This is a genomic window from Segatella copri, from assembly GCF_002224675.1.
In the GTDB taxonomy this organism is placed as follows: Bacteria; Bacteroidota; Bacteroidia; order Bacteroidales; family Bacteroidaceae; genus Prevotella; species Prevotella copri_U.
This window is the reverse complement of sequence record NZ_NMPZ01000029.1, coordinates 14,943-38,751: the sequence shown is the minus strand read 5'-3', so window position 1 is coordinate 38,751 and position 23,809 is coordinate 14,943. Positions and strand designations below refer to the sequence as shown.

Genomic DNA, 23,809 nt, shown 5'->3' with positions numbered 1-23,809 from the left:
GTGGATCAAGTGGCGGCAACTACATCTTCACGCTTCTTGCCTTTCTCTTTGGCTTCTGTCCCTCGGCGTTCTGTTCCTTCTGCTGCTTTTCGTTCTTTGGCGCAGACTGTCCCGGACTCAGCGGATCCTTGGTGTGCTTGGTCGCCTCATGGGTCTTGCCCTGCTCGTTGACGGCGACTTGTACCTTGTTCTCATTGGTCGGAATCTGTTCCTTCGCCTGTTTGAGGTCTGGATTGTTGCGGTAGGAACGTGGCTGCATCTTGTCGAAGTCGAACTTTACGTAGGCGGTATAGGTACCGCTGCCGTTCTTGTTGGGCACTTCCTTGATCTCGATGGTCTTGCCTGCCACATAGTCGTCCTTCTGCTGCTCGGTCAGTTCCTTCTTGAAATAGGTGTTGAGTCGGCGGATGGTCCCGTCCTCATTGAGCCAGTGGTTGGGATCTTGCTGCTTCTTCTGACCGCCCGCATCACCTTCTGCCTTCTGCTCCTGCTTGTCAGCGGTCTGCTTCTTGTCTCCATTCTGTTTCTGACCTTGCGCCTGTCTTGTGCTGCCAGGCACGAACTCCACGCCACGCTGTTCCACATTCACCTGCAGCAGCGGTGTGAACTTGCGCCCGTTGGCAAGCTCAATCTCCTTGCGAAGCGGAATACCTGAGTAGAGCACCCTCTTGTCGTCCTTGGTAATAGGTGTCTTGCCGATGGTATCGGGTATGCGCACCTTGTTGGTCGGGATGTCAACAATCTCATTGGTGAGACGGTCGATACTGATGAAATGAGGACGCAGCTCACCTGTATTCTTGTCGGGGAAATCCACAACCTTTCCGAGGTTACCGTTCTGCAACAGGTTCTTCTTGTCCTCTGGAGTGAAGGTATAGCCTTTGTAAGCGACATCGAGTTTAGGCTCGTTGCGCACGAAATGCGGCACGAGTTGCAACTGGTCGTTATCGTCCTTGCGGAATGACAGACGGGCCTGTATCTCTATCTGTTCACCACCGAAGGTCGGCTTCACAATCACAAGCCCCGTCTTGCCGTAGTTGAGCAGGGCTTTCATATCCTTCTCATTCATACTGTTGAAGTCTATGCCATATTTGGCACCAAGTTCCTGCAGGTTCACATCGTTACCACTGATGAGGTTCTGCTTTACACCCGGAGCGGTCTGTGCCTGCTGTGCGGTTGCGGTCTGTTCTGGTTTCTGTTCCATGTCGTTCTCTTTTTCGTTTGTTTGTTCAGATGATACATTCTCTTTTTCTGTGTTAGCTTGCGTCTTGGACGCATCGTCCGATGATGCGGTTTCTTTCGCCTGACCTTCCGATTGCTTTGCCTCTTTCTCATAATTGGAGGTGTCAACCTTGTGGGCGGAAAGAATCTCCTTGTTAGCCTCCGGATCTTTCAGTAACTCCTTCATCACGTCAAGCAGGTTTTCCACCTGGTCTGCCGCTATGCGGTAGAATCCGAATCGGCTTGGCTCCTTGCACTGGCGGAAGAAGTTTCTAAAGAAACTGTCCATCAGGTCACTGTTGCGGTCAAAACGCAGGAAGTCGGGCGTGTTCTCCGCCTTGGCGGGTGCTCGCTTCGGTGTGCCGTCTCTGCTGAGTCCGGCGACGACGCTGATCTCGCCCGTCTTTTCGTCACGGACTACCAGCACGTCCTGTTCATCACTCTTTTTCTTTTGTACCATAATTGTAAATATTTAATTGTTATACATAAATGCGGGCTTTTCTGTTCCCGTCGTTTTCTTTCTTTATTTCCTTTGCATACGTTCTGATAAAATCCTCCACATCGGAGCGTTTGTAGTACGGCTTACGCTTCAATAGTCGATAAGGGATCATTCCGCTACTACGGTATCGCTGCAATGTACGCTTGCTCACATGGAGCATGAGACACAGGTCTTGGTTGTCAAGCAGTTCATCTTCAAGTTTAGGGATGGTCTGCATCATATCCCTTCCAGACTCGTTGATGACATTGAGAACTGCCTCATGCTTGTCAAGTCTCTGCATAAGCTGTCTCATACCATTCTCAAATGTTGTTCTGTCAAGTGTATCCATATTTCTCCATTTTTTATGTTGTTCCTCTTTCCTTGAGGTACTTCTCTATATCTGACCGTCTGAAACGGCACGCATTGCCTACGAAGGTAAAGCCTATAACTTTGGCATCTCTCATGCGCTGCAGGGTGCGGCTGCTGATATGAAGCATCTCGCAGACCTCCGCACTGGTAAGGTACTCCTTTCCTGTGTCATTCTCTTCTCTGATTGCTGTACCATATTTTCTTACGTACGCTGCAATCTCTCTTATTTGCCCAGTCAGTTCCTTGAACGCCAAGCTGTCTATTGTTATGATTTCCATACGCTTTTGCATTTGTTCGCTGCAAAAGTACGGCAAAGGAATTTATCGGGCACGGTACTTACGCGTTACTACCGTGAGATTTTTATTGAATTTGTCTCTGAGTGTCCTTCTAAGGCGACACAAGCAACACGATTTCCGTGTTTTTATCCATCTCACAATATTCTGATTTACCTTTGCGCTCGTTAATCAACAAGTATACAAATATGGATATAGTAATCATTGAAAGAAAGACCTTCGATTTGCTTCTGGAGAGTGTGAAGGCATTGACGAGAAAGGTGGACTTCCTATTGGAGAAATCTAAAGACAGAAGTCTGGCTAAGTGGATGGATTCAGAAGACGTCTGTAAGGCTCTGAACCTTAGCAAACGATCCCTACAGAGTCTGCGTGACAAGGATTTGCTTCCATGCACCCAGATTGGAAGAAAGTTCTATTACAAGCCTGCTGATGTGGAAAACTTCATATTGCATAGTGCAGGCACAATAGAGGCGGACTGCGTATGATACAGACAGTATTGAATGAAGACCACGAGATTATTGTCGAAGTATTGAAAACAATTCGACAAAGCATGAGAAAGGCTGACAAGCTGGCTGAATGCAGTCATTTCCCGTTGAACGGCGAGATGTATCTGACAGACAGGGATGTTGCAGCCCGTCTACACATCAGCAAGCGGACCTTGCAGGAATACCGACATGCAGCTATCTTGCCTTATTTTATCATTGGAGGTAAAGTACTGTATCGGGAATCCGACATTCAGGCTCTGTTGGAAAGTAATTACAGTAACCACCAAAATGAACTATAACCGAGAAAAGCGGACTGCTTCCTTTTTAGGAAGACAATCCGCTTTTCTATATTATACTATTGTCAGTATACAATCAGCAACCATACAGATCTTTTGTCTGAAAACTGATGAATACTGGAGGATGCTGCTCCTTTACTTTGTCTGTCAGCCATTTTCTGAACACATCGGTATAATGGGTTCTGTATTTGAAAGAAATGGCTATCACTACATCAAGACTGTAAACATAGGCATGGTTGCCGTTTGACAATCGGATATATTTGCTATGTTCACACTCAGAAAAGACATTTTCTTTGAACATTCTTTTTATTGTCCTGTTCACCGAAGCAGGGATGACATTGAATGCTTCTGCTATCTCCCAATATGTCATCCAGATATTATTGCCAGTGAGTGTGACAGAGTAGTTGCTCACCTTTATAATGTTTCTTTTCATACTGCTGATTAAATTAGATGGTTTGACAAATGATATTTTCGACAGATTGTATGCGCTGTGACAATTTTTCCATATCGTCACTCAACTTCTGAGCGGTTATCTTGGCATAGATTTGCGTACTTCTGATGCTTGTGTGTCCCATCATCTTGGAGAGTGTCTCAATAGGCACACCATTGGAGAGACAGACCGAGGTAGCAAAGCTATGACGAGAGACATGCCAGGACACATTCTTCTCTATACCACATTGTTTGGCAACTTGCTTTATATCATATTTGCATACGCTATAAGCAGGAACCGGCAATAAACGGTCATCTTTTGCCAATCCTTCATATTTATCAATGATATGCTTGGCTACTTCAAGTAACCGAATATCACTTTCCACGCCTGTCTTTTGTCGCGATGTCTTAATCCACACATGTCCATCAAAAGAGGTCTGAATATTGCTCTTGGTCAGATTGCGCATGTCTGTCCAGCTCAGTCCGGTGAAGCAACAGAAAACGAATAGGTCACGGACAAGTTCGTATTTCTTTTTGGTAAACTGTCCGTTGATCAACTTTGTTATTTCCTCCATTGTCAGGAAACCTCGCTTTGTTTCCTCCTTACTGATGTGATAGGCATAGAATGGATCACGTGCAAGCCAACCGTTGTTGATAGCCATAAATATGATGCTTCTGAAAGGCATCATATACGACCATACAGTATTGGTGCAGTGACCTTTCTCTATTCGCAAAAAAACTTCGAAATCGGTGATGAATGCAGGGGTGAGTTCTTTAAGCGCAATGTCTTCCATCTTATAACGCTGTTTGATAAACTCCTCCAGATGCTTGTAAACCACTCTGTATTTCCAATAGCTACGCTGGCTTTTCATCTTGCCAACAAGCTTGGCATAGTCTTCGTTGTGCTTACGGAATACTGCAAGAAGGGTCTTGTGGTTCATCCCCATACCAAGATAGGAATTACGCACTTTCTCTGCTGTGACATAGCTATCCTTATCACATACATCTTGATAAGCCTTATTGATGCCGACAAGAATCTTGTCCAGCTTTCGGTTGGCCTCTTGCGCAACGATGCTTCGTCCACTCATGCGACCAAGTTCCACGCTCCACATTTTCTCATCCACGTCCAACTTACAGCTGAACTGTGAAATCTTGCCGTTTACCGTAATACGGCACATGACTGGAATCAGTCCGTTCTTCTTTGGCGCATTACGCTTCAGATAGAATAATACTCTGAATGTTGATCTGCTCATAACTTTCTACTTTTTTAACTGTTTGCAAAAATACTATGTACAGAGTCATTATCCCATTTGCAAATCCAAGCGAATCAAAGCATTAGAATCATGCATAAAAGAATCTTCCGAGTTTTCTTGGCAATCTTCTAATTATTAGATACTTTTGCCTCTTAATTCTGTGATTTTCGCCCATTCATTATCATCAAAAAACAGTAACGTTATAGTAACGAAAGTCTGTCTTAGACTGGCATTTTTCTGTCTTCTGATGTCTTTATGGAAAGCCCCATCCACCGACATAATTCAGTCATTTTCAACTATTTTGCTTTAATTATTACTGATTTTCAACTTTTTGTTGTATCTTTGCAGAAGATAAGCTGCAGAAGCAGATGCAAAAGTACTAATTGAAATGAGAATGAAATTAAGAAAAATAAACAATAATGCCATCCTGGGCGCCTGCGTCATTATCATGATGCTGCTTTGCGCTCTCAGTATCAGCCAGCCTCTCATCTTCGAGAAACAGATGGCGAACCGCGAAGCCGAGGTGAAGGAGAAACTGATGCTCATCCGTTCTGCCGAAGAAAGATACAGGGCGAAGCACGGAGTCTATACCGGCGATTTCGCTATCCTCATCAAGGCGAAGTATCTCAAGGATGAGGATACCCTCATCCCTTATTCCGATGGCAGGAAATTCTCGCTCGCCGCCACTACCATCATCCATAAAAGCGGAAAGCAGATTCCGCTGATGGAATGCGGAGCCACCTACGAAGACTATCTCGATGGTCTCAACGAGGAGGCGATCCAACAGGTAACAGAAAAAGCTTCCGATGCCGGCAACTTTCCTGGATTAAAGATCGGAGACATCACCAAAGACAACGACAATGCAAGTAATTGGTAAAAAAAGAACACAGCAAGCACGACTCACCATCCGTGTGAGCAAGAATACACTCAGCTTCTCGGTTGTAGATCGCGAAGCCGAGCACCAGTTGATATACGAACCTTACACCGTGAAAAGCGGTGTATCGATAGCAGCCAACCTCAGACAGGCTTTCGGCGAAAGCGAACTCCTGCAGCGCGGCTATCAGAAGGTGCGTGTCTATATCGATACGCCTATCCTGCTGGTACCTATAGAGGAATTCCACGAGGAAGACCTCACCGTGCTCTATCAGCATGCCTTCACGGGCAGCCACAGCGATGCCATCCTTTACAGGGTGCAGCCGAATCTGAATGTGGTGGCCGTTTTCCCGATCAACAAGGATCTGAAGATGGTGATAGAAGACAACTTCCAGGATGTGCGCTTCACTCCTATCATGCAGCCGATGTGGAACTATCTGCACAAGCGCAGCTTCACGGGTATCTACCACAAGCTCTATGCGTATTTCCACGACAAGAAGGTGGACATCTTCTGTTTCGAGAAAAACAGATTCAAGTTCTACAATTCCTTCCAGGCTGATCATGCCAAGGATGCACTCTACTTCATCCTCTTCGTATGGAAGCAGCTGGGATTGCAGCAGATGCAGGATGAGCTGCATGTTTCGGGCGATATTCCGGATAAGGATTGGTTCCTCTACAACGCCAAGCTCTATGTCAAGAAGACTTTTCTCCTGAATCCAAGCGCCGAATTCAATCGTGCGCCCATCACGGAAATCAAGGGAATGCCGTTCGATCTGCTGACGCTCTACTTAAGCAAGTAGGAGTTGATTGTTAAAAGCTGATTGTTAAAAATTGATAGTTAAAAGTTGATAGTTAAAAGTTAATTATGAGAATCATAACAGGACAATATAAGGGTCGCCACTTCGACATACCACGTTCGTTCAAGGCGCGACCAACTACAGATTTCGCAAAGGAGAACATCTTTAATGTTTTGCAGAATTACATCGATTTCGAGGATGCCACAGCCCTCGACCTCTTTGCCGGCACAGGCAGTATCTCGCTGGAACTGGTATCCCGTGGATGCAGCCGAGTAATCAGCGTAGAGGCCGACCGCGACCATGCCAACTTCATCCGCGAGTGTTTCAAGAAACTGGGCGAAGACAGGGATCTTCTGATTCGCGGCGATGTATTCCGCTTCCTGAGAACCTGCAAGCAGAAGTTCGATTTCATCTTTGCCGATCCGCCATACGCACTGGAGAAGCTCCCCGAGATTCCAGACCTCGTACTCAATGGCGATCTTCTCAACGAAGAGGGCATCTTCGTTTTCGAACATGGCAAGAACTACGATTTCTCCGACCATCCAAGATTCCTGGAGCATAGAAGTTACGGAAGCGTAAACTTCTCGATATTCAGATAAAATCTGCTGATTGTTTTAAAGCTTCTGCCCTTTCAGGACGAAAGGGGAAACACAAGACTACCCAGGGCGATGCCCTGGGCTAGGAGCTTCTGCCCTTTCAGGGCGTATTGGGAAAAAAACAAAGGGCAGAAGCAAGATTACAACACCCTCCCTTTTTTACAGCAGCGGCGAAAGCAATCTTACGATACTCTCGAACAATCTTTTCAGGAACGGGCGCCTTACGAAATACGCCACATCATCCACCAGAATGCTGCTGGATTCATCCTTCAGATAAATCCGCTTGATTCTCTGAGCCATTTCCTCATCATAGAAGAAGGCATTCGCCTCGAAATTATTCTCAAAACTACGGAAATCCACATTTGTGCTGCCCACGGTACAGAGATTGTCATCGCTCACCAGCAACTTGCTGTGATTGAATCCACCCGTATAGAGATAAACCTTCACGCCAGCCTCTATCGCCTCCATCAGATAAGAACGCGAAGCCCACTCCACCATCCTGGCATCTGAATGTCTAGGCATCAGCAAACGGATATCTACTCCCGCCAGCGCCGCCGTGCGCATCGCAAAGAGCACAGGTTCGGTAGGCAGGAAATAAGGCGTCTCCATATACACATACTTCTGCGCCTGGAGCAGAATGCGCACATATCCCTGCATGATATCAGGCCATGGAGCAATCGGACTGCTCGTTACTACCTGCACCAGACAATTATTCCTGATTTTCGAATCCACCGGAGGATAATACTTTCGGTTTGACACCAAGGTGCGATCCACAAAATACCAGTCTATCAGGAAAGCACGCTGCAGGGCATACACGCCTCCGCCCTCTATCCTCAGATGCGTATCGCGCCACTTCTGCTTCCCGGTGCCCTTCACATAGCGCTTGGCGATGTTCATGCCACCGATAAATCCTACCCTGCCGTCTATCACGCATATCTTGCGGTGATTGCGGTAGTTCACCTTGCTGGTAAACGCCGGAAACCTTACCGGCATAAACGAATGCACATCGATGCCCGCTTCCCTCATGCGCTCAAAGAAGGCATCCTTCACCTTCCAGCAGCCCACGTCATCGTATATCAGTCTGACTTCCACTCCCTGTTCCGCCTTGTCTATCAGGGCATCAGCCACCAGGTAGCCCAGGGCATCATCCTCGAAGATGTAGGTATCCAGATGGATGTGATGCTTCGCCTGACCTATATTATATAATAAGGAGAAGATAAATTCATAACCATCGGTAAAGATATCCACCTGATTGTCCTTAAACGGGAATGCCCAGTTCTGATTGGTAAAGAGATTCATCAGCGGCTTGTTGTTGGCTGGGATATGCAGATTCTCCTGCTCGGCAAACTCCAGCATCGATCGTTTGGTCAACTGGTCCATGCTTCTATCGCTGATCAGCCGTTCCTTTCTCGTGTTCTGCCCGAAGAAGATGTAGAAGATGATTCCCACGAAAGGCATGAAAGCGAGCACAAGAATCCACGCCATCGTCTTGGCGGGCTGTCGGTTGTCCATCAAGACGGTGATGATAGCGGGAATCATGATCGCCATATAAAGCAAGAGATAAATCCAATGAATATATATCATACCTTTCTTTTTTAATCTAGTTGAATACCGAGTTGGTCTGGCTGGCAAGCAGCGAGTTCATCTTCTTCAGTTTCATAAACTCCTCCACCAGCTCCCTGTTCGAAGGATTTCTGGCAAATTCCTGCTGCACCTCTATCAGTCGCTGTGCGATATAATGTGTGCGGAAGCTCAGCAGATCCTTGAAGACAAACTGGCGCAGCTTTTCAGCGTTCAGCTGCAGCTGCAGACTCGCCGTAGAAACCTCCTGTTCTCCCGTCGGCAGACTGGCAATCCTGCTCACCTCCGGATTCGGATGGTTGGCAAAATAGTTTTCCGCCACGAAGTTCTCATCCTCCAGATGCTCCAGCGTTTCCTGCAAGATTTTGTTATAAAGCTCGTTATGGAATCTGAATTCATCGCCCGACATATCCAGATAGATATATTGTGCTATCGGCAGTTCAATATCGTTGCCCTCCACATCCTTCACCACGATATGCTTTTCTCCGTGATGTATGATCAGCTTCACCAGCAGGTCTTCCACCTCCAGCAGCTTGTCCAGCGGCGTCACGCCCCTCATGGCAGCCTGCATTCCCTGCTGTGGGGCAGTAGCCTTCGGGTCTCTCAGTCCAGCTGCGCGCCGTTCAGCCTTCACCTGCTCGCTCATGCCGTTTCTCACGAAGTTGTTCAGCGCATTCACGATAATCGCCTCGTTCACGCCCAGCCGGTGGGCGCAGTCGGTGATGTAAGAGGCTCGGGTAATCTGGTTCTTGATCTTCGAGATGCTCTCCACGATGCTGTTGATCGCCTGGCTTCTCTTCACCGGATCGGTCACGCCGTTCAGCGAGAGGTCGGTCTTAAACTGTATGAAGTCCTTCTGGTTTTCCTCTATGTATTTTCTGAAATCTGCAGCGGTATGGCTTCGGGCAAAGCTGTCAGGGTCGTTTCCATCCGGCAGGAAGAGCACCTTCACGTTCATCTCCTCCTCCAGCAGCATGTCGGTACCTCGCAGCGCCGCATGCACACCCGCAGCATCGCCGTCGTAGAGCAATACGATGTTGCTGGTGAATCGGTGGAGCAGTCTGATCTGATGGATGCTCAGCGCCGTACCCGAGTTGGCCACCACGTTTTCGATGCCGCACTGGTGCATGGAGATTACATCCGTATATCCCTCCACCATATACACGCAGTCTTCCTTGGCGATGGCCTTCTTTGCCTGATACAGTCCGTAGAGTTCCCGCTCCTTGTGGTAGATGATACTGTCGGGCGAGTTCACGTATTTCTGGCTCACACCCTTGGTACGAGTATCCAGCACACGTCCGCCGAAAGCCACCACCTTTCCGCTCACACTCAGCCACGGGAAGATGGCGCGCCCGGAGAATCGGTCCAGATACTTGTCCTGTCCGCTCTTGTTGCCCGCTTCCTCCTTGTCCACCTTGAAGCAGAGACCGGTATCCACCAGGTATTTCGGCTGATATCCTTTCTTCACCGCCTCGTCGAAGAGCGCCGTGCGCTGGTTCAGGGCGAATCCCAGCTGGAATTTCCGGATGATGTCGTCTCTGAATCCTCGGCTTCTGAAATACTGCATGCCGATGGCTCTACCATCCACATCATTCTGCAGGATGTCCTGGAAGTATTTCGCCGCCCATTCATTCACGATGAACATCGATTCGCGTTCGTTTTCGCGCAGCTTCTCCTCGTTGGTCATCTCGCGTTCCTGAATCTCGATATGGTATTTGTTAGCCAGCCATCTCAGTGCCTCAGGATAGGTCATCTGCTCCAGCTCCATCAGGAAGTTGATGGCGTTTCCACCCTTTCCGCAGGTAAAGCAATGGCAGATGCCACGCGTAGGAGAAACGGAGAAGGATGGATGTGAATCGTTATGGAAAGGACACAAGCCGACATAGTTGATGCCGCGCTTTTTGAGCGTGACGAATTCGGACACCACCTCTTCTATCTTGGTGGAGTCCATGATACGTGCTATCGTCGGTTTGTCTATCATTATTCTAATCCTCTTATTTTTATGTTGCAAAATTAATACTTTTCTCTGAAAACACAAAACATTTAAGGAAAAAGACGTACCGAAACCGCATGGAAAGCCAAAATGAAACAAAGAATAAAGGAAAGAATACATTTGACAAAGGAAATACGACGAATATTCCTACCTTTGCAGCCATCATACATCAAATACATAAATCGGACATTCTGCTGCCATAGACCAGTTCATCAAGCAGAAACGTATCAACGGAAATCTACTCAAGGGCAAGCGCGAGAAATTCATCCTCCGCTTACGTGGCAACATGATGAATATAAAGGTATAATATAATAATAAGGTTATAGGCACGCCCCCGAAAGGATGCGTGCCTATTTTTATAAAAAAAATGGTTAATTTATTTGGTAATCAGAAAGTTTCCTCGTATATTTGCAATAATTATCAAGAGAAATCGCTTATGTGCAAATATGAAGAAATAGAAGGTTGGCGTCTTTCCAATGGCAAGACCATCCGAAAGATCAAAAATGCCGTGCATGAGGAGGTAAATTTGGGGCGAATATATCTCATCATTAGCATTTTGTTTGCTTATATGGGAACTATTAGCATGCAAGCTCAATCATGCGAGGGACGAGTGTACCTAAAGAATGGTATCCAGCAACTCTATGAAAGTAATGACCGAATAGACTTGCCACGCAAGAAAAAGGATGTTCAAGTTTATAGAAACTTCTTTTCTCGCCAATGCACTAGCGATGTGATACCTTTCGCCAACATTGATTCTGTAGTGGTGTGGAATGCAACCTCCAAGCAAAACGTACGCACACTTGTTCCTTTGGAAAATGTGGGATGGAGCTGGCTATATATCAACCACCCACGATTGCAAGTCTATATTTATGCCTCCCAAGGTTATTCCGTGACGGACATGGGAGGAATGAAAGCTAGGCAATGTAACACAGCAGCAGCAATGTTTTTCATCCCAAGCAAGACGGCTTGCGACTTCTATGTCAGACAGACTGATGGCAAGCTTATATGTCTGGGAGATACCTATAAGAAATGCGACAAATCCTTTATCCGAGAACTTTGCCACTGTGTAGGACTTTCGCAGGAATGGGAAAAGAAACTCATTGGACTAGGTGAACACAACCGAAGTTCTATGATACAACGAGTGATAGAAGTATTAGATGACAAACAATAAATAACAACTAAAAGGAATCATTATGAAAGCAATGAAGTTTTGGCTGCTCATGGCAGTAATGGTGGTAGCGATAGCTGCACACGCTCGCAAGAATGACGACCCAGAAATGCGTCATGTTCGCCTCACTATGATGGATGGCAAACAGATAGAGGGCTACATTCCTAAGAAGTACATGGGGTGGGCGCTAGAATATCAAGTAAGACTTGCCGAGAATCCAGATGGCAAAAAAGCCAAGAAGTACGATGCTGAGAAAGTAACCAAGATGGAATGGCTTGCACTCACAGAGGAACACCCGGAAGGTGAAGTGTGGGAACATTGCCAAACGATAGCACGTAATTCGATTAGGACTGTAAAAGAGGATCGCCTTATGGAACTCCTTTACCGCGGCAAGAATGCATCTGTCTACCAAGTTCACGTATTTCTGCCTGGCAATGGCATAAACACAGGAAACTCTTGGGCTACTTGGTATGCACTGAAGCCTAATGGACAGAAAAGGGCATTTATTCTTTACAATGCAACGCTTGGCAAAATGGGAAGCCTGGATCGACAATTCAAGGATCAAAAGGAATATGAGGGACTGAAGAATTACATTCTTGAATGGTGGAACAAAGATAAGTCTATAGCTAGGAAGCAACTGAATGATGGCGTAGCTATCTTTAGCCATATCTATGATGAATGGAAAGCAGCTTCCAGTAAACAATAATAGTTCCTGCGGAGAGCACTTTCGTGCCCTCCGCAGGAACTATTATATTAAGATTCTCCGACTACCAGGTTGTAGAAACATAGTTTCGATTTTCTACCGCACACCTCACTAAGCAGCACTAAACTAATTCTTACACAATAAATTAGGTAGTGTGCGGTGTTCAGCCATTCCGCAAAGATATCATTGGGCAAGACGGCATCAATACAGCAAACCTTTCTCAACCTTTCATTGAGTATCTTATTCTCCAGATAAGCCTCAGCTTCTTCTCGGCAGGTAATCCCATAGAAGTTAGCAAAGGTACTACTTTTTTGAATCCACCAAATGCTGGGGTATAAATCCTCCTTTTATTCATTCCGAATGAGCAATTTCTATTATTTTTGCTCATTCAGAATGAGTAATTCAGAGCAAAACCATTCATTTAGAATGAGCATTTCTTGAAATTGGCAAGGATGAGATGGATGGTAACAATGTTGTGACTTATATGATGCAAGGAAGCAATTATAACGATACAAGGAAGCAACCATAACGATGCAAGGAAGCAATTATAACGATTGCGTGACATTTGTCATGCGATTACACGACACTTATCATACGGTCGAATGACAAATGCCGTATAATCATATGACATATACCAATATTTAAATAAACCTAATATTTTACACCAAAAGATACAAGTTATCACATTATTATATATATTTGCATCATCTTTCATAGAAGACAAAGAATATAGAAAACAACGAAACATCAAACAACAAGAAATATGGAACTGAAATACGACATTTACACTCTCAACAATGCCCAGGGCACAGGAGAAAAGCGCCAATACGTTCGTATCGTGCAGCATGAACCTATGACCGAGAAGCAACTGCAAGAGAAAATCCAGAACCGCTGCTCACTCACCAAGGGAGATGTGGCTGCGGTGTTGGCAGAGCTTCATGACCTTTTGGTGGAAGAATTCTCCATGGGACACCGCTTTTACATCCCAGAAATTGGCTACTTCTCCATGTCGGCTAGCCTAGAGATGCCTGAGGAGAATCCTGACAAGAAGATTACGGGCAAGGAAGTACGCATCACTGGCATCAACTTCCGTCCAGAGGAAAAGCTGATGAAGGAAGTACAGCGCAACGTCCACTTTGTCCGCTCCCTTTATTCCAACCAATCTACAAAATACTCAGAAGAAAAGATGTTGGAGAAAATCAAGGAGTATCTTCAAGAGAATCGTTACATCACCACTCGCATCATGCGCATCCACTTCGGCTTGACACCTTACATGGCTCAGAAGTGGCTCACTCATTTCTGCGAGAAAGATATCATGGTGAAGGATGGAACTCCCCATGCGCCTATCTATTTTCTAAAGTAACAAAGGCAGCTTTCTCCATTCTCCTTTCACCATAAACAAATGATTCACAAATGATTGCAAGATAGGTGAAAGGAAAAATGAAATTAGAAAAGAAAAATAAAAACTTGCAAATATCTATTATTATGAGTATATTTGCAAAAAGAAATCACCAAAACATTAAGATTATGACCAAGGAAGAGCTGATAGACAGAATCAACGACATCGAGTGGGAAGACTTCGAGGCAAAGGAAGCCAAGAGTGAACTTCCTAAGAATATATGGGAGACCGTAAGTGCATTCGCAAACACTTCCGGCGGATGGATAGTGCTTGGAATAAAGCAGAATGGCAAGAAGTTTGAAATATCAGGAGTTGACAATGCAGAGAAGTTGGAACAAGACTTTTTGGGTACTTTGCGTTCCCAAAAGTTCAATGAGCCAGTCGATGCCAAGAGTATGCTCTATCATATAGATGGGCATAGGGTCTTGGCATTTCATATTGCCTCATCACCCCACAAGCCTATCTACTATAACAATCCACAGAATACATTCATCCGATTTGGCAGTGGAGACCAACGAGCAACCAATGGTGAGATAACCGCCATGTTTCATAACCAATCATTCGGCATCAAGTCTGAGCAAATACTCTTAGACTCCAATCTCTCCATGCTCAACGAGGACACCATTCGTGACTATCGCAATTACTTCAAGCTATACAGTCCTCGTCCCAATCTGATAGGCAATGACATCACCGACTTCTGCAAGCGCATCGGCATCGCCGATAATGAGGGGCATCTGAATTATGGCGGTTTGATGTGTTTCGGCAAAGAAGAATGGGTTCGTCATTATGTACCGACGTTTTGGATGGATTTGGTGGAGATTCCAGGTAGAAGTGTAAGAGAAGCCCGAACCCGCTATACCTACCGCATTCCCGAGCAAGAGAACCTTTGGGAGTATTTTCAGATTATGATCAGGAGACTGCGCCTCATCGTGGATACGCCTTTCATGATGAACGATGAGGGTTTCAATGTGGAAGATCGCTCGCAGTTTAAGATTTTGCGAGAAGCATTAGTCAATATGCTCTCTCACTTCGATCCATTCAGCACCATTCACTCCTGCATTCATATCTATACCGACAGAGTCGAGTTCTTCAATGCTGGTGGCTATCCTGTGCCTATATCCCAACTGGGCAACCATCTCTATTCCAATCCTCGCAACCCGATTATCGCCAAGATATTCAGACTGGTAAATCTATCAGAAACCATCGGTTATGGTTTCGACATGATGAATGAGTGGAAGGAAATCACAGGAAATGACGTGACTTTTGAGAGTGATATCTGCACCAGCACTGTCACTTTTTGGCTGGATAGTGACAAAGCTAGTGACAGAGCTACTAACAGAGAAAGTAACTATGTCAGTAACTATGTCAGTAACCATGTCAGTAACTATGTCACAGAAAACACTCAAAAGATTTTGGATTATTGCTTAACCCCAAAAACGAGAAGAGAAATTCTTACTTTTTTAGGATTAACATTCCAGACCAAAAACTACAAGATGCATATTGAGCCACTTGTCAGTCATGGATTTCTAGAGTTAACAATTCCTGAGATTCCGAAAAGTAGATTTCAGAAATTTAAGCTAACGGATAAAGGTAAAAAATTATTAATAACACTCTTAAAAAAGAAATAAAATATGAGTATTAGATTAAACAAAGCATTACGTAATCTCAATATCAGCCTTAAGACTGCTACTGATTTTTTATTAAGACACTAGGAATTAGGTGAAATTAGAGAAGAGCCATCCTTTAAACTTAATGAAAATCAGTACGAGGCATTGTGCCTTGAATTTAACAACACAAATGAAACAAAGAATCATATTGCATATCTTCATTTTATTAAGAAATCATTTCTTTTAGCATTTCCTACTGAAAATCTAAAAGGAATGACTCTTGACCAATACGCTGATACTAAAAATGAGGATTCCTTTTGCTATTGGATAGAAACACGCACATACAATCTTGGCTCTATTTGGGGAGGTAGCTCTTATAAATTAGGCATATTCAAATACCAACAGCGTAAGACAAAGGTTTGGGATGAAAGATTAACAAGTGATGGAATCTACGCTTGGCACTCCGAATACAATAAACCGACATCCTCTGAAGCATTTGAAGTTGTAAAAAAAGCCATAATTACAATTGCGACTAATGCACAAAGTGGAAATTTTGAAATTATAAATACAATCACAGAGCTTGGTGAAGAATATAAATGGAAAATTGCATTTTTGTATTCAAAGAAAGACTGCATTCCAATATTCAAGAAGAAAGATCTTGTCACTTTAGCTAAATATTTTGGAATGAAAAAAGCAAATAAAGCATCCATTTCAAAGCTCCAATCTGTAATCATTTCAGAACAAGGTCAAAAAGATATTTTTGAATTTACAGAAGAACTACAAAACATTCTTAAGGAACTAAAGAAAGAATCTACAAAAAAAGATATGGATACCCCAAAAGAAACAAATTACAATATAGACAAGCAATATTGGTGGCTCGTAGCCAGTCCTAAGATTTGGAGTTTCTCCAAGATGAAGGTCGGTGAAATCCAAGACTATACTCTTTATAATGAGAATGGCAATCCACGAAGAATCTTTCAGAACTTCGTGAATGCCAAGAAAGGGGATATTGTCATAGGGTATGAGGCTAACCCTGTGAAACAAATCGTTGCCATTGCCGAAATCGACACACCATCCGATGGACAGCACATTTGCTTCAAGAAAATAGAAACTCTGCAATATCCTATCGACTACGCCACATTCAAAGATGCACAGGAGCTAAAAAGCATGGAATTCATCCAAAACAAGAATGGTTCGCTTTTCAAGGTTACACCTGACGAATATGAATACCTGATAGATCTCATAAGAGAAGCTAATCCAAAAGAAGACAACAAACAGTTGGAATCCTATACCGAAGAGGACTTCCTCAAGGAAGTGTATATGAGCGAGAAAGACTATACCAAGTTGCGTTCACTCTTGCAAAACAAGAAGAACATCATCCTGCAAGGAGCACCTGGTGTAGGTAAGACTTTCTCCGCCAAGAGATTGGCTTATTCCATGATAGGTGAAAAAGACGAATCTAGAATCGAATTCATCCAATTTCACCAAAACTATAGCTATGAGGATTTCATGATGGGATATCGACCTAACGAGGATGGCGGATTCGAACTCAAAAAGGGAGTATTCTATAACTTCTGCAAACGAGCCCAAAGCAATCCCGACAAGGACTACTTCTTCATCATAGATGAAATAAACCGAGGAAATTTGAGCAAGATATTTGGTGAATTGTTGATGCTGATAGAAAAAGACTATCGAGATACAGAAATCAAATTAGCTTATAATGGCGAAATGTTCAGCGTGCCAAGCAACCTATATATAATAGGTATGATGAATACTGCAGACAGAAGCCTTGCCATGATAGACTATGCCTTGCGCCGTCGATTTAGTTTCTATGAAATGACTCCTGGATTTGACACTGAAGGTTTCAAGAAGCACCAAGAGTCCATCGGAAATGATAAGTTTAATAAAGTTGTCAATGCTATAGTTTCACTCAACCATGACATAATCAATGACGACTCACTTGGTTCGGGATTCTGTATCGGGCACAGTTACTTCTGCGCATCCAATCCAAGCACCATCAATGATTTGTGGTTGGAGAATATCGTGGAATATGACATCAAGCCAATGCTTAGAGAATATTGGTTTGACAACGATTCGAAGTATCAAATGGCTGTAGATAAACTATTAGATTCACTCAAATGACGAAAGACAAGAACATATTCATACTCAACATCTACTTTATGCTCACTTATGCTTTTCGTGAGCTAAAGCAGAACAATTATGAAGAGATTGCTGGTGAGGATTTCGACAATATACAACAATTGTTTGCCGAAATTCTCATCAAGGGTATCTCATGTCAATTGAAACAAGGCATCCTCAAGCAATATATCATTCGCAAAGACTCACTCCCTACCCTTCGTGGAAAACTTGACTTGAAAGTTACCATACAAAACAAGTTATGCAGAAAGCAAGAAATCGGTTGTGAATATGATGAGTTATCGGAAAACAACATCTTCAATCAGATTATAAAAGCTACAGTCTTTGGACTTCTCAAGCACGGAGCCATCAAAAAAGGTCAAAAGACTAAGCTAAAGAATCTCATGCTGTTCTTTTCAGGCATCGACATCATCGAACTAAGCACGGTAAAATGGAACATGCTGGCATTCGACAGAAATAACAAGTCCTATCAAATGTTGCTTTATGTCTGTTATTTCCTTACCGAAGATATTCTGATGACAACTGAAAAGGGAAAATATAAGATGAAATCATTTACGGATGAACACCTTTGTCGCCTTTTCGAGAAGTTTGTCTTAGAATACTATAGGGCTAAACATCCTGAATACAAGGCTCAAGCTGCACAAATAGATTGGAATATCAACCGAGAAGTATCTTCCACTCATGTTCTTCCTATCATGCAAACTGACATATTACTTACTCTCAATGACCGAACGCTCATCATTGACACCAAGTATTATGGACATACCATGCAAGTGCAATTTGACAAAGCGACTATACATTCTAACAACTTGTACCAAATTCATACATATGTCATGAATAAGGACAAACTGCATTCTGGCAAAGTGGATGGCATGTTGCTTTATGCTAAAACAGACGAAGACATCACACCCAATGGAAGTATGAAGCTTGCGGATGGCAATACCATATACTTCCGCACTCTTGACCTCAACGTACCTTTCGCTGAAATAGAGAAGCAATTAGAGGCTTTCGTATCGTATTCAAATTACTAAAAAGTACTGATAGTGGTGCCAAAAGTCCTAAAAAAATCGACTTTTGGCACCACTATCGGCACTTTTCTATGCTTTTCTGCTTATTTTTCAATATTTTATAGTATCTTTGCCCCATCATCAAAACGACAAAAGATATGCAGCAAAATATAATAGGAAGAAAGCGAGAAATCAACTTGTTGGAGATTAGCCAAGAAGAAAATTGGAATGAGCCGTGAGGACATCATGAAATCCTTAAAACTCACTTCTGGTGGAAAGTTGACCGAAGCCTTCAATGATTTGATAAGTTGTGACTTCATCAGAAAATACAATGCTTTCGGCAACAAGAACAATGGTGCCATGTTCCAGCTCACAGATTTGTACACCTTATTTTATTTACATTACACTAACAGAGCCCCTTTTTTAAGAGAGCTCAGTAATTCTAACATATCTGCTTATGTTAATATTTCTCCCCAAAAATAAAATAGACATTATGCAAAGAATGATTATCACTCTTTGCATAATGTCTATACCTTTTTTCCAATCGTTTTCTAAAAGGTATTCAAAGACAAACTTAAAGATAGATATTCCTTCTGAGAATATTCATTTTAGAATGCAAGTATATAAAGGCAAGAACTATTTTATTTTACCGAAAGTAGCTTTAAACTCTTTAAATAAATATATGGATAATGAAAGAATTTGGCAATGGCAGAAAACATATATTATTGGCAAAACAAATGTAATATTAGACAGTTTAAAAGCTGGAGACATCGTTGGAGATATATGTACTGGTTTTTATAAAATTCGTAAGAAAACTTCTTTTAGATTATTATATTTTATTCCACCACAAAAAATAGGATATGTCATATTACCTTATATGTATAATGAAAAAGCAAATAGACTTTATGTTAAAAATATTAGTGATTATATAACTACACCGGATACAAAATACCTCTATTCTATAGATGATAATCACCTTATATGGATAGAAAATACACCATCTTATGAAAAAATACCGAATGAAGTATGTCGTTTGCAGATATATAATCATCCATCACTAAGCGTAGAGAGAGAATTAAAGGAAGAATATTTAAGAAATAAGAGTTCTAATGGATTAAAACACAACTAAATAACTTTGCTTGAAAGGGAAAAATAAAATAAAATTCGAGAGTGTAAACTAAACTGTGTCAAACTACAATAAATGTAGTTTGACACAGTTTTTTAATTATGGACAACTTATAAATCGTTTACTTTAATAAAGAGTTTAAATGGAACAGCCGTGGAAACAAGGAGAACATGCAGCTCAGTTCTTCCTCTAGCCTCAATGCCAAGCTTTACAAGGCTTTCTGCAAGAATCGTTTCTCGGTTACGCTTGAAGCTAACGACATCTTCAACAAAAGCAATCGTGACATACGATTCTACAATAAGGATGTTACGCTTTGGCAAAGCAGCACCAGCGACAGCCGTGCCTTGCTCTTGACATTGCAATATAACTTTAACACATCTAAGAACCGATACAAGGGTAAGGGTGCTGGTCATGAGGAATTGAACCGTTTCTAATTCTAAAGAGCCTAATCTTTCTCCTCCAACCATTCTTCCAGCACCTGGCAATACTCATCGTTTTGCTCAGCGAAAGGCATGTGTCTCGCTCCTACGAAGAGATGCCACTTGGAATCGGAGATGCCATCATAGAGGGTCTTCGCCACCAATGGAGTGCAGAGATCGTTGGTGCCACTCATCACCAAGCATGGCACTTGTATCTCGCCAAGGCGGTCGGTGTAATCATAATCACGAAGCGTGCCAGTCGGGGTGTATTCATTTGGTCCCCAACCATGGAGATAAGCCTCGGCACCTGCACGTTTCTTCCGGCGAAGACACTCTGGGCTATCCTCCGTTACCTCGCCTGCACAATGCAAGAGCATGAAGTGCTCATTCGCCTTGGCATACGCCTCGCTAGAAAAGTCATCCTTCGCCTCAGCCTCAGCGATGGCACGCTGGTCTTCCTCCGACATAAACTTAATCATGCGATGTTGCTCACTTGCCCAAAGCTTGCTGCTCGAAAGAGTGCTGCTGAGGATGGCTGACTTCACGCCCTTTGCTTGCTTCTCTATCAGATAGATGATGGCGAGCATGCCACCCCACGACTGTCCCAAGAGATGAAAATGGTCGATGTGGAGATAGTCGATGAGCACACAGAGTTCGTTGAGCCAAGTCTCAGGAGTCCAGAGTTCGGGATGTCCCTCCACAAATGAGTTGCCACAGCCCAACTGGTCGTACATGATGACAGCTCTACCTGATTCCGCTACCCTATCCAATAGCTCGAAATAGTTGTGGGTACTGCCTGGTCCACCATGCAAGAGGATGATAGGGCTCTTGCCCTCCTCTGTTTTACCTACGATACGATAATATGTTTGATAGCCCATGAAGGGCATATATCCTTCCTTGATTTCCATTGTCTTCAAATGTTTTTATTGTTACCTAAACTGTGTTATCTAATTTTGCTGCTCCTATACCTTATTATATAGTCCCTCATTTTCCTTACGCAAGAACTCTGTCATTCGTTCCTTTGAAGGCACATTGAGTTGATACTTGGAGATAAACACACTCTCATCCAAATCAAGCAAAGAATACTCTGCCATTTCCTGTCCTACTTCCGAGCAAAGGAGAATACCGATTGGCGGATTATCATCTGGCTGCATGATGTTCTTGCGATAGTAAGCAAGATACATGTGAAGCTGGGCGGCATCGGCATAGTTCAGACGATTCGCTTTCAATTCGATGATGACATGGCGTTTCAATATCCTATGATAGAAGACAAGAACAGACAGTTGGAATTGTGCAGACACTGTCTGCACAATTGACGGCAAAGACAAAACAAAATGCTTTATTTGGTCATTCAACGCAGGATAGGTCAAATAAAACTTTCGATAAATATTTAGGCTTCTATAGCTGAAAGTCTTCTTGTCTTTCAACTTCTCTGCCAACTTCTTCAAAAGTTGATCACCATACTTAGCTCTATCAGCTCCCTTCTGCTCATACTCCACAATATAATAGCCCGTCAACCAAGCCTTGGCTGTGACGTGGCGATTAATCACTAAGCGAGCATTGTTCTGCAATACATCTTGCGTTTGCTGAATATGGGCTACAAGACCATCGAAGTCATTGTTTTGCGACATTTGGGTTTCATTATTCTTCATATTCGGTGGAGTTTTGGAAAAACATGTATATCACATTTATCATGTGCACATATTATAATGTGCAAAAATATAAAAAATATGGCAATTAAACAAATATATCTCGATTATTTTATCAAAAGAACTTAAATAATTTGGTTGCTTCAAGCTAATGCAATATCTTTGCATTTTAAATAATCATGAAATCAAATAAAAATAGAATATATGTTTAGTGGAATCGTAGAAGAAATGGCCACCGTAGTGGCGATTAAACAGGATAAGGAGAACATCGACTTTACCCTGAAATGTTCGTTCGTAGATGAACTCGGCATCGACCAGAGCGTGGCGCACAATGGCGTCTGCCTCACCGTGGTGGAAATCAAGGACGGTACCTATACCGTTACCGCCATGAAGGAAACCCTGGATAGAAGCAACCTCGGTCTGCTGAAGGTGGGCGACAAGGTGAACGTGGAGCGCTCGATGATTATGAACGGCAGACTGGACGGCCATATCGTGCAGGGACACGTGGATGAAACCGCCAAGTGCATCAACATGAAGGATGCAGACGGTTCTACCTACTTCACCTTCGAATATGAACTGAACAAGGAGATGGCGCGCAAGGGCTACTTCACCGTAGATAAGGGCAGCGTGACAGTGAACGGCGTTTCACTCACCGTCTGCGAGCCAACTGACAACACCTTCACCGTAGCCATCATCCCTTACACCCGAGAGAACACCAACTTCTGCAACATCGAAGTAGGAACCGTGGTGAATATAGAATTCGATATTCTCGGCAAGTATATCGCAAGATTGAAAAGCTTCGAGTAAGAAAAACCTGCACAAATGTCTCTTTTTGCGCACAAGATAAAGACATTTGTGCATTTTTTCTTTAAAATATTTGGGTAAAAGACAAAAAAATGGTACTTTTGCCGACGTGTTTGCTCCCAAATCAAGGATTTGAGCTCCGAACACTAACAACTTAAGAGAATTATAACAATAACCATTTTTAAATATGAGTTTGAAAATCGTTGTACTTGCCAAGCAAGTACCTGACACAAGAAATGTGGGTAAGGATGCGATGACAGCCGAGGGCACCGTGAACCGTGCAGCCCTTCCTGCTATCTTCAATCCAGAAGATTTGAACGCGCTGGAGCAGGCTCTCCGTCTGAAGGAGCAGAATCCAGGTTCTACAGTTGGAATTTTGACCATGGGTCCTCCTCGTGCGGGAGAAATCATCCGTCAGGGTCTTTATCGTGGTGCAGACACCGGTTGGTTGCTCACCGACCGCCTCTTTGCCGGTGCTGATACATTGGCTACTTCCTATGCCCTTGCTACCGGAATCCAGAAGATCGGTGACGTGGATATCGTGATCGGTGGTCGCCAGGCTATCGATGGTGATACTGCTCAGGTAGGTCCTCAGGTGGCTCAGAAGCTGGGCTTCAACCAGGTTACCTATGCCGAGGAAATCCTCAAGGTAGAAGACGGCAAGGCTACAATCCGCCGCCTCATCGATGGTGGTGTTGAGACCGTAGAGGCTCCATTGCCACTGGTTATCACCGTAAACGGAAGTGCTGCTCCATGTCGCCCATGCAACGTGAAGCTCGTGATGAAATATAAATACGCTACCTGCCCTATGGAGCGCAAGGGTGATGAGCCTTGGGCCAACCTCTATGAGGAGCGCCCTTACCTCACCTTGAACCAGTGGAGCGTTGCCGATGTGGATGGCGACCCTGCACAGTGTGGTTTGAGCGGTTCACCTACCAAGGTGAAGGCCGTGAAGAACATCGTGTTCCAGGCAAAGGAGAGCAAGACCTTGACCAGCAGCGATGAGGACATCGACGGACTGATGAAGGAATTGTTGGACGAAAGTATTATCGGATAATCATCGAAGGATGATTCAGATTCCGATTCATTTAAAAATGCTTTATTAAAAA

General features: G+C 43.6%; 26 protein-coding genes. 15 read left to right on the top strand and 11 right to left on the bottom strand.

Annotated features, from left to right (window positions below):
- Positions 1 to 19: 19 nt before the first annotated feature.
- From CFT61_RS14070 to CFT61_RS14060, 3 genes are read right to left on the bottom strand one after another with little or no spacing between them, the layout of a single operon-like run.
- Complete coding sequence (locus CFT61_RS14070; RefSeq protein ID WP_089545032.1) at positions 20 to 1,678, bottom strand: DUF4099 domain-containing protein; 1,659 nt, start codon at positions 1,676 to 1,678, stop codon at positions 20 to 22.
- 19 nt (positions 1,679 to 1,697) lie between these two features.
- Positions 1,698 to 2,045, bottom strand: coding sequence for a helix-turn-helix domain-containing protein (locus CFT61_RS14065; protein ID WP_089545031.1), 348 nt, complete (start codon positions 2,043 to 2,045; stop codon positions 1,698 to 1,700).
- Positions 2,046 to 2,058: 13 nt separating this feature from the next.
- Positions 2,059 to 2,343 (bottom strand): helix-turn-helix domain-containing protein, encoded by a 285-nt coding sequence (locus CFT61_RS14060; protein ID WP_176425621.1) that lies wholly within the window; start codon positions 2,341 to 2,343, stop codon positions 2,059 to 2,061.
- Between the two features lie 203 nt (positions 2,344 to 2,546).
- Here CFT61_RS14060 and CFT61_RS14055 point away from each other — a divergent pair, with 203 nt between their 5' ends.
- Together CFT61_RS14055 and CFT61_RS14050 are read left to right on the top strand one after the other, a co-directional pair.
- On the top strand, positions 2,547 to 2,843 hold the full coding sequence (locus tag CFT61_RS14055) for a helix-turn-helix domain-containing protein (RefSeq protein ID WP_089545029.1): 297 nt from the start codon (positions 2,547 to 2,549) through the stop codon (positions 2,841 to 2,843).
- Complete coding sequence (locus CFT61_RS14050; RefSeq protein WP_089545028.1) at positions 2,840 to 3,142, top strand: helix-turn-helix domain-containing protein; 303 nt, start codon at positions 2,840 to 2,842, stop codon at positions 3,140 to 3,142. Before CFT61_RS14055 ends, CFT61_RS14050 begins: the two co-directional genes overlap by 4 nt.
- Before the next feature lie 73 nt (positions 3,143 to 3,215).
- Here the strand turns inward: CFT61_RS14050 and CFT61_RS14045 are convergent, their stop codons facing one another.
- Both CFT61_RS14045 and CFT61_RS14040 read right to left on the bottom strand, forming a co-directional pair.
- Positions 3,216 to 3,572, bottom strand: a complete 357-nt coding sequence (locus CFT61_RS14045; protein ID WP_089545027.1) for a hypothetical protein — start codon at positions 3,570 to 3,572, stop codon at positions 3,216 to 3,218.
- A gap of 13 nt (positions 3,573 to 3,585) precedes the next feature.
- A complete protein-coding gene (locus tag CFT61_RS14040) occupies positions 3,586 to 4,821 on the bottom strand; it encodes a site-specific integrase (protein WP_089545026.1) in 1,236 nt (411 codons plus the stop codon).
- Positions 4,822 to 5,215: 394 nt separating this feature from the next.
- Here CFT61_RS14040 and CFT61_RS14035 point away from each other — a divergent pair, with 394 nt between their 5' ends.
- From CFT61_RS14035 to CFT61_RS14025, 3 genes are all read left to right on the top strand, one after another.
- On the top strand, positions 5,216 to 5,698 hold the full coding sequence (locus CFT61_RS14035; RefSeq protein WP_176425620.1) for a hypothetical protein: 483 nt from the start codon (positions 5,216 to 5,218) through the stop codon (positions 5,696 to 5,698).
- Positions 5,682 to 6,494: a DUF3822 family protein gene (locus CFT61_RS14030; RefSeq protein WP_089545024.1), complete on the top strand. Its 813-nt coding sequence runs from the start codon at positions 5,682 to 5,684 to the stop codon at positions 6,492 to 6,494. The genes CFT61_RS14035 and CFT61_RS14030 overlap by 17 nt, the downstream gene beginning before the upstream one ends.
- A 65-nt stretch (positions 6,495 to 6,559) precedes the next feature.
- The gene (locus tag CFT61_RS14025; protein WP_089545023.1) at positions 6,560 to 7,090 is read left to right on the top strand and encodes an RsmD family RNA methyltransferase; all 531 of its coding nucleotides are present in this window, start codon (positions 6,560 to 6,562) and stop codon (positions 7,088 to 7,090) included.
- Positions 7,091 to 7,246: 156 nt separating this feature from the next.
- Here CFT61_RS14025 and cls read toward each other — a convergent pair whose 3' ends face one another.
- Complete coding sequence (cls, locus tag CFT61_RS14020; protein ID WP_089545022.1) at positions 7,247 to 8,671, bottom strand: cardiolipin synthase; 1,425 nt, start codon at positions 8,669 to 8,671, stop codon at positions 7,247 to 7,249.
- 16 nt (positions 8,672 to 8,687) lie between these two features.
- On the bottom strand, positions 8,688 to 10,649 hold the full coding sequence (gene dnaG, locus CFT61_RS14015) for a DNA primase (protein WP_089545021.1): 1,962 nt from the start codon (positions 10,647 to 10,649) through the stop codon (positions 8,688 to 8,690).
- A 379-nt stretch (positions 10,650 to 11,028) separates the two neighbouring features.
- Between dnaG and CFT61_RS17055 the strand changes: the two genes are divergently transcribed.
- Together CFT61_RS17055 and CFT61_RS14005 are read left to right on the top strand one after the other, a co-directional pair.
- Positions 11,029 to 11,832 carry a hypothetical protein gene (locus CFT61_RS17055; RefSeq protein ID WP_176425619.1) on the top strand — a complete coding sequence of 268 codons (804 nt, stop codon included), beginning with the start codon at positions 11,029 to 11,031 and terminating at the stop codon, positions 11,830 to 11,832.
- 22 nt (positions 11,833 to 11,854) lie between these two features.
- Complete coding sequence (locus CFT61_RS14005; protein WP_142990645.1) at positions 11,855 to 12,535, top strand: hypothetical protein; 681 nt, start codon at positions 11,855 to 11,857, stop codon at positions 12,533 to 12,535.
- Positions 12,536 to 12,582: 47 nt separating this feature from the next.
- Here CFT61_RS14005 and CFT61_RS17465 read toward each other — a convergent pair whose 3' ends face one another.
- The gene (locus CFT61_RS17465) at positions 12,583 to 12,858 is read right to left on the bottom strand and encodes a DUF1810 family protein (RefSeq protein ID WP_142990646.1); all 276 of its coding nucleotides are present in this window, start codon (positions 12,856 to 12,858) and stop codon (positions 12,583 to 12,585) included.
- Positions 12,859 to 13,295: 437 nt separating this feature from the next.
- On the opposite strand from CFT61_RS17465, the gene CFT61_RS14000 reads away from it, so the two are divergent.
- Positions 13,296 to 13,895, top strand: coding sequence for an HU family DNA-binding protein (locus CFT61_RS14000; RefSeq protein ID WP_089545019.1), 600 nt, complete (start codon positions 13,296 to 13,298; stop codon positions 13,893 to 13,895).
- Between the two features lie 164 nt (positions 13,896 to 14,059).
- Positions 14,060 to 15,559 carry an RNA-binding domain-containing protein gene (locus CFT61_RS13995; protein WP_176425618.1) on the top strand — a complete coding sequence of 500 codons (1,500 nt, stop codon included), beginning with the start codon at positions 14,060 to 14,062 and terminating at the stop codon, positions 15,557 to 15,559.
- A 428-nt stretch (positions 15,560 to 15,987) separates the two neighbouring features.
- On the opposite strand, the gene CFT61_RS17355 is transcribed toward CFT61_RS13995, so the two are convergent.
- Complete coding sequence (locus tag CFT61_RS17355; protein WP_228112880.1) at positions 15,988 to 16,272, bottom strand: hypothetical protein; 285 nt, start codon at positions 16,270 to 16,272, stop codon at positions 15,988 to 15,990.
- Positions 16,273 to 16,363: 91 nt separating this feature from the next.
- On the opposite strand from CFT61_RS17355, the gene CFT61_RS13990 reads away from it, so the two are divergent.
- From CFT61_RS13990 to CFT61_RS13970, 4 genes are all read left to right on the top strand, one after another.
- Positions 16,364 to 17,680 carry an AAA family ATPase gene (locus tag CFT61_RS13990; RefSeq protein ID WP_228112876.1) on the top strand — a complete coding sequence of 439 codons (1,317 nt, stop codon included), beginning with the start codon at positions 16,364 to 16,366 and terminating at the stop codon, positions 17,678 to 17,680.
- Entirely contained in the window at positions 17,677 to 18,726 is a 1,050-nt protein-coding gene (gene mcrC, locus CFT61_RS13985) for a 5-methylcytosine-specific restriction endonuclease system specificity protein McrC (RefSeq protein WP_089545016.1), read from the top strand. Before CFT61_RS13990 ends, mcrC begins: the two co-directional genes overlap by 4 nt.
- Before the next feature lie 469 nt (positions 18,727 to 19,195).
- On the top strand, positions 19,196 to 19,831 hold the full coding sequence (locus CFT61_RS13975) for a hypothetical protein (protein WP_142990644.1): 636 nt from the start codon (positions 19,196 to 19,198) through the stop codon (positions 19,829 to 19,831).
- Positions 19,832 to 19,944: 113 nt separating this feature from the next.
- On the top strand, positions 19,945 to 20,262 hold the full coding sequence (locus CFT61_RS13970; protein WP_254918990.1) for an outer membrane beta-barrel protein: 318 nt from the start codon (positions 19,945 to 19,947) through the stop codon (positions 20,260 to 20,262).
- 11 nt (positions 20,263 to 20,273) lie between these two features.
- Here the strand turns inward: CFT61_RS13970 and pepI are convergent, their stop codons facing one another.
- Both pepI and CFT61_RS13960 read right to left on the bottom strand, forming a co-directional pair.
- A complete protein-coding gene (gene pepI, locus CFT61_RS13965) occupies positions 20,274 to 21,155 on the bottom strand; it encodes a proline iminopeptidase (RefSeq protein WP_089545012.1) in 882 nt (293 codons plus the stop codon).
- Positions 21,156 to 21,209: 54 nt separating this feature from the next.
- Complete coding sequence (locus CFT61_RS13960; RefSeq protein WP_254918988.1) at positions 21,210 to 21,899, bottom strand: PDDEXK nuclease domain-containing protein; 690 nt, start codon at positions 21,897 to 21,899, stop codon at positions 21,210 to 21,212.
- Positions 21,900 to 22,100: 201 nt separating this feature from the next.
- Here CFT61_RS13960 and CFT61_RS13955 point away from each other — a divergent pair, with 201 nt between their 5' ends.
- On the top strand, positions 22,101 to 22,703 hold the full coding sequence (locus CFT61_RS13955) for a riboflavin synthase (RefSeq protein WP_089545011.1): 603 nt from the start codon (positions 22,101 to 22,103) through the stop codon (positions 22,701 to 22,703).
- Positions 22,704 to 22,887: 184 nt separating this feature from the next.
- Entirely contained in the window at positions 22,888 to 23,757 is an 870-nt protein-coding gene (locus tag CFT61_RS13950) for an electron transfer flavoprotein subunit beta/FixA family protein (protein ID WP_089545010.1), read from the top strand.
- Positions 23,758 to 23,809: the final 52 nt, after the last annotated feature.

Excerpts from the sequence above, each read along its gene's own strand:
- CFT61_RS13960 (WP_254918988.1), bottom strand. The coding sequence starts at position 21,899 with ATGAAGAATAATGAAACCCAAATGTCGCAAAACAATGACTTCGATGGT.
- CFT61_RS14045 (WP_089545027.1), bottom strand. The coding sequence starts at position 3,572 with ATGAAAAGAAACATTATAAAGGTGAGCAACTACTCTGTCACACTCACT.
- CFT61_RS13990 (WP_228112876.1), top strand. The coding sequence starts at position 16,364 with ATGGATACCCCAAAAGAAACAAATTACAATATAGACAAGCAATATTGG.
- CFT61_RS14065 (WP_089545031.1), bottom strand. The coding sequence starts at position 2,045 with ATGGATACACTTGACAGAACAACATTTGAGAATGGTATGAGACAGCTT.
- CFT61_RS13975 (WP_142990644.1), top strand. The coding sequence starts at position 19,196 with ATGCAAAGAATGATTATCACTCTTTGCATAATGTCTATACCTTTTTTC.
- CFT61_RS13955 (WP_089545011.1), top strand. The coding sequence starts at position 22,101 with ATGTTTAGTGGAATCGTAGAAGAAATGGCCACCGTAGTGGCGATTAAA.
- CFT61_RS14055 (WP_089545029.1), top strand. The coding sequence starts at position 2,547 with ATGGATATAGTAATCATTGAAAGAAAGACCTTCGATTTGCTTCTGGAG.
- CFT61_RS14035 (WP_176425620.1), top strand. The coding sequence starts at position 5,216 with ATGAAATTAAGAAAAATAAACAATAATGCCATCCTGGGCGCCTGCGTC.
- CFT61_RS14070 (WP_089545032.1), bottom strand. The coding sequence starts at position 1,678 with ATGGTACAAAAGAAAAAGAGTGATGAACAGGACGTGCTGGTAGTCCGT.
- pepI (WP_089545012.1), bottom strand. The coding sequence starts at position 21,155 with ATGGAAATCAAGGAAGGATATATGCCCTTCATGGGCTATCAAACATAT.
- CFT61_RS14040 (WP_089545026.1), bottom strand. The coding sequence starts at position 4,821 with ATGAGCAGATCAACATTCAGAGTATTATTCTATCTGAAGCGTAATGCG.
- CFT61_RS17055 (WP_176425619.1), top strand. The coding sequence starts at position 11,029 with ATGGTTAATTTATTTGGTAATCAGAAAGTTTCCTCGTATATTTGCAAT.
- CFT61_RS14025 (WP_089545023.1), top strand. The coding sequence starts at position 6,560 with ATGAGAATCATAACAGGACAATATAAGGGTCGCCACTTCGACATACCA.
- CFT61_RS17355 (WP_228112880.1), bottom strand. The coding sequence starts at position 16,272 with ATGATTACAGATTGGAGCTTTGAAATGGATGCTTTATTTGCTTTTTTC.
- CFT61_RS13950 (WP_089545010.1), top strand. The coding sequence starts at position 22,888 with ATGAGTTTGAAAATCGTTGTACTTGCCAAGCAAGTACCTGACACAAGA.
- CFT61_RS14030 (WP_089545024.1), top strand. The coding sequence starts at position 5,682 with ATGCAAGTAATTGGTAAAAAAAGAACACAGCAAGCACGACTCACCATC.
- CFT61_RS13995 (WP_176425618.1), top strand. The coding sequence starts at position 14,060 with ATGACCAAGGAAGAGCTGATAGACAGAATCAACGACATCGAGTGGGAA.
- CFT61_RS14000 (WP_089545019.1), top strand. The coding sequence starts at position 13,296 with ATGGAACTGAAATACGACATTTACACTCTCAACAATGCCCAGGGCACA.
- CFT61_RS14050 (WP_089545028.1), top strand. The coding sequence starts at position 2,840 with ATGATACAGACAGTATTGAATGAAGACCACGAGATTATTGTCGAAGTA.
- CFT61_RS14060 (WP_176425621.1), bottom strand. The coding sequence starts at position 2,343 with ATGGAAATCATAACAATAGACAGCTTGGCGTTCAAGGAACTGACTGGG.
- CFT61_RS14005 (WP_142990645.1), top strand. The coding sequence starts at position 11,855 with ATGAAAGCAATGAAGTTTTGGCTGCTCATGGCAGTAATGGTGGTAGCG.
- mcrC (WP_089545016.1), top strand. The coding sequence starts at position 17,677 with ATGACGAAAGACAAGAACATATTCATACTCAACATCTACTTTATGCTC.
- dnaG (WP_089545021.1), bottom strand. The coding sequence starts at position 10,649 with ATGATAGACAAACCGACGATAGCACGTATCATGGACTCCACCAAGATA.
- cls (WP_089545022.1), bottom strand. The coding sequence starts at position 8,671 with ATGATATATATTCATTGGATTTATCTCTTGCTTTATATGGCGATCATG.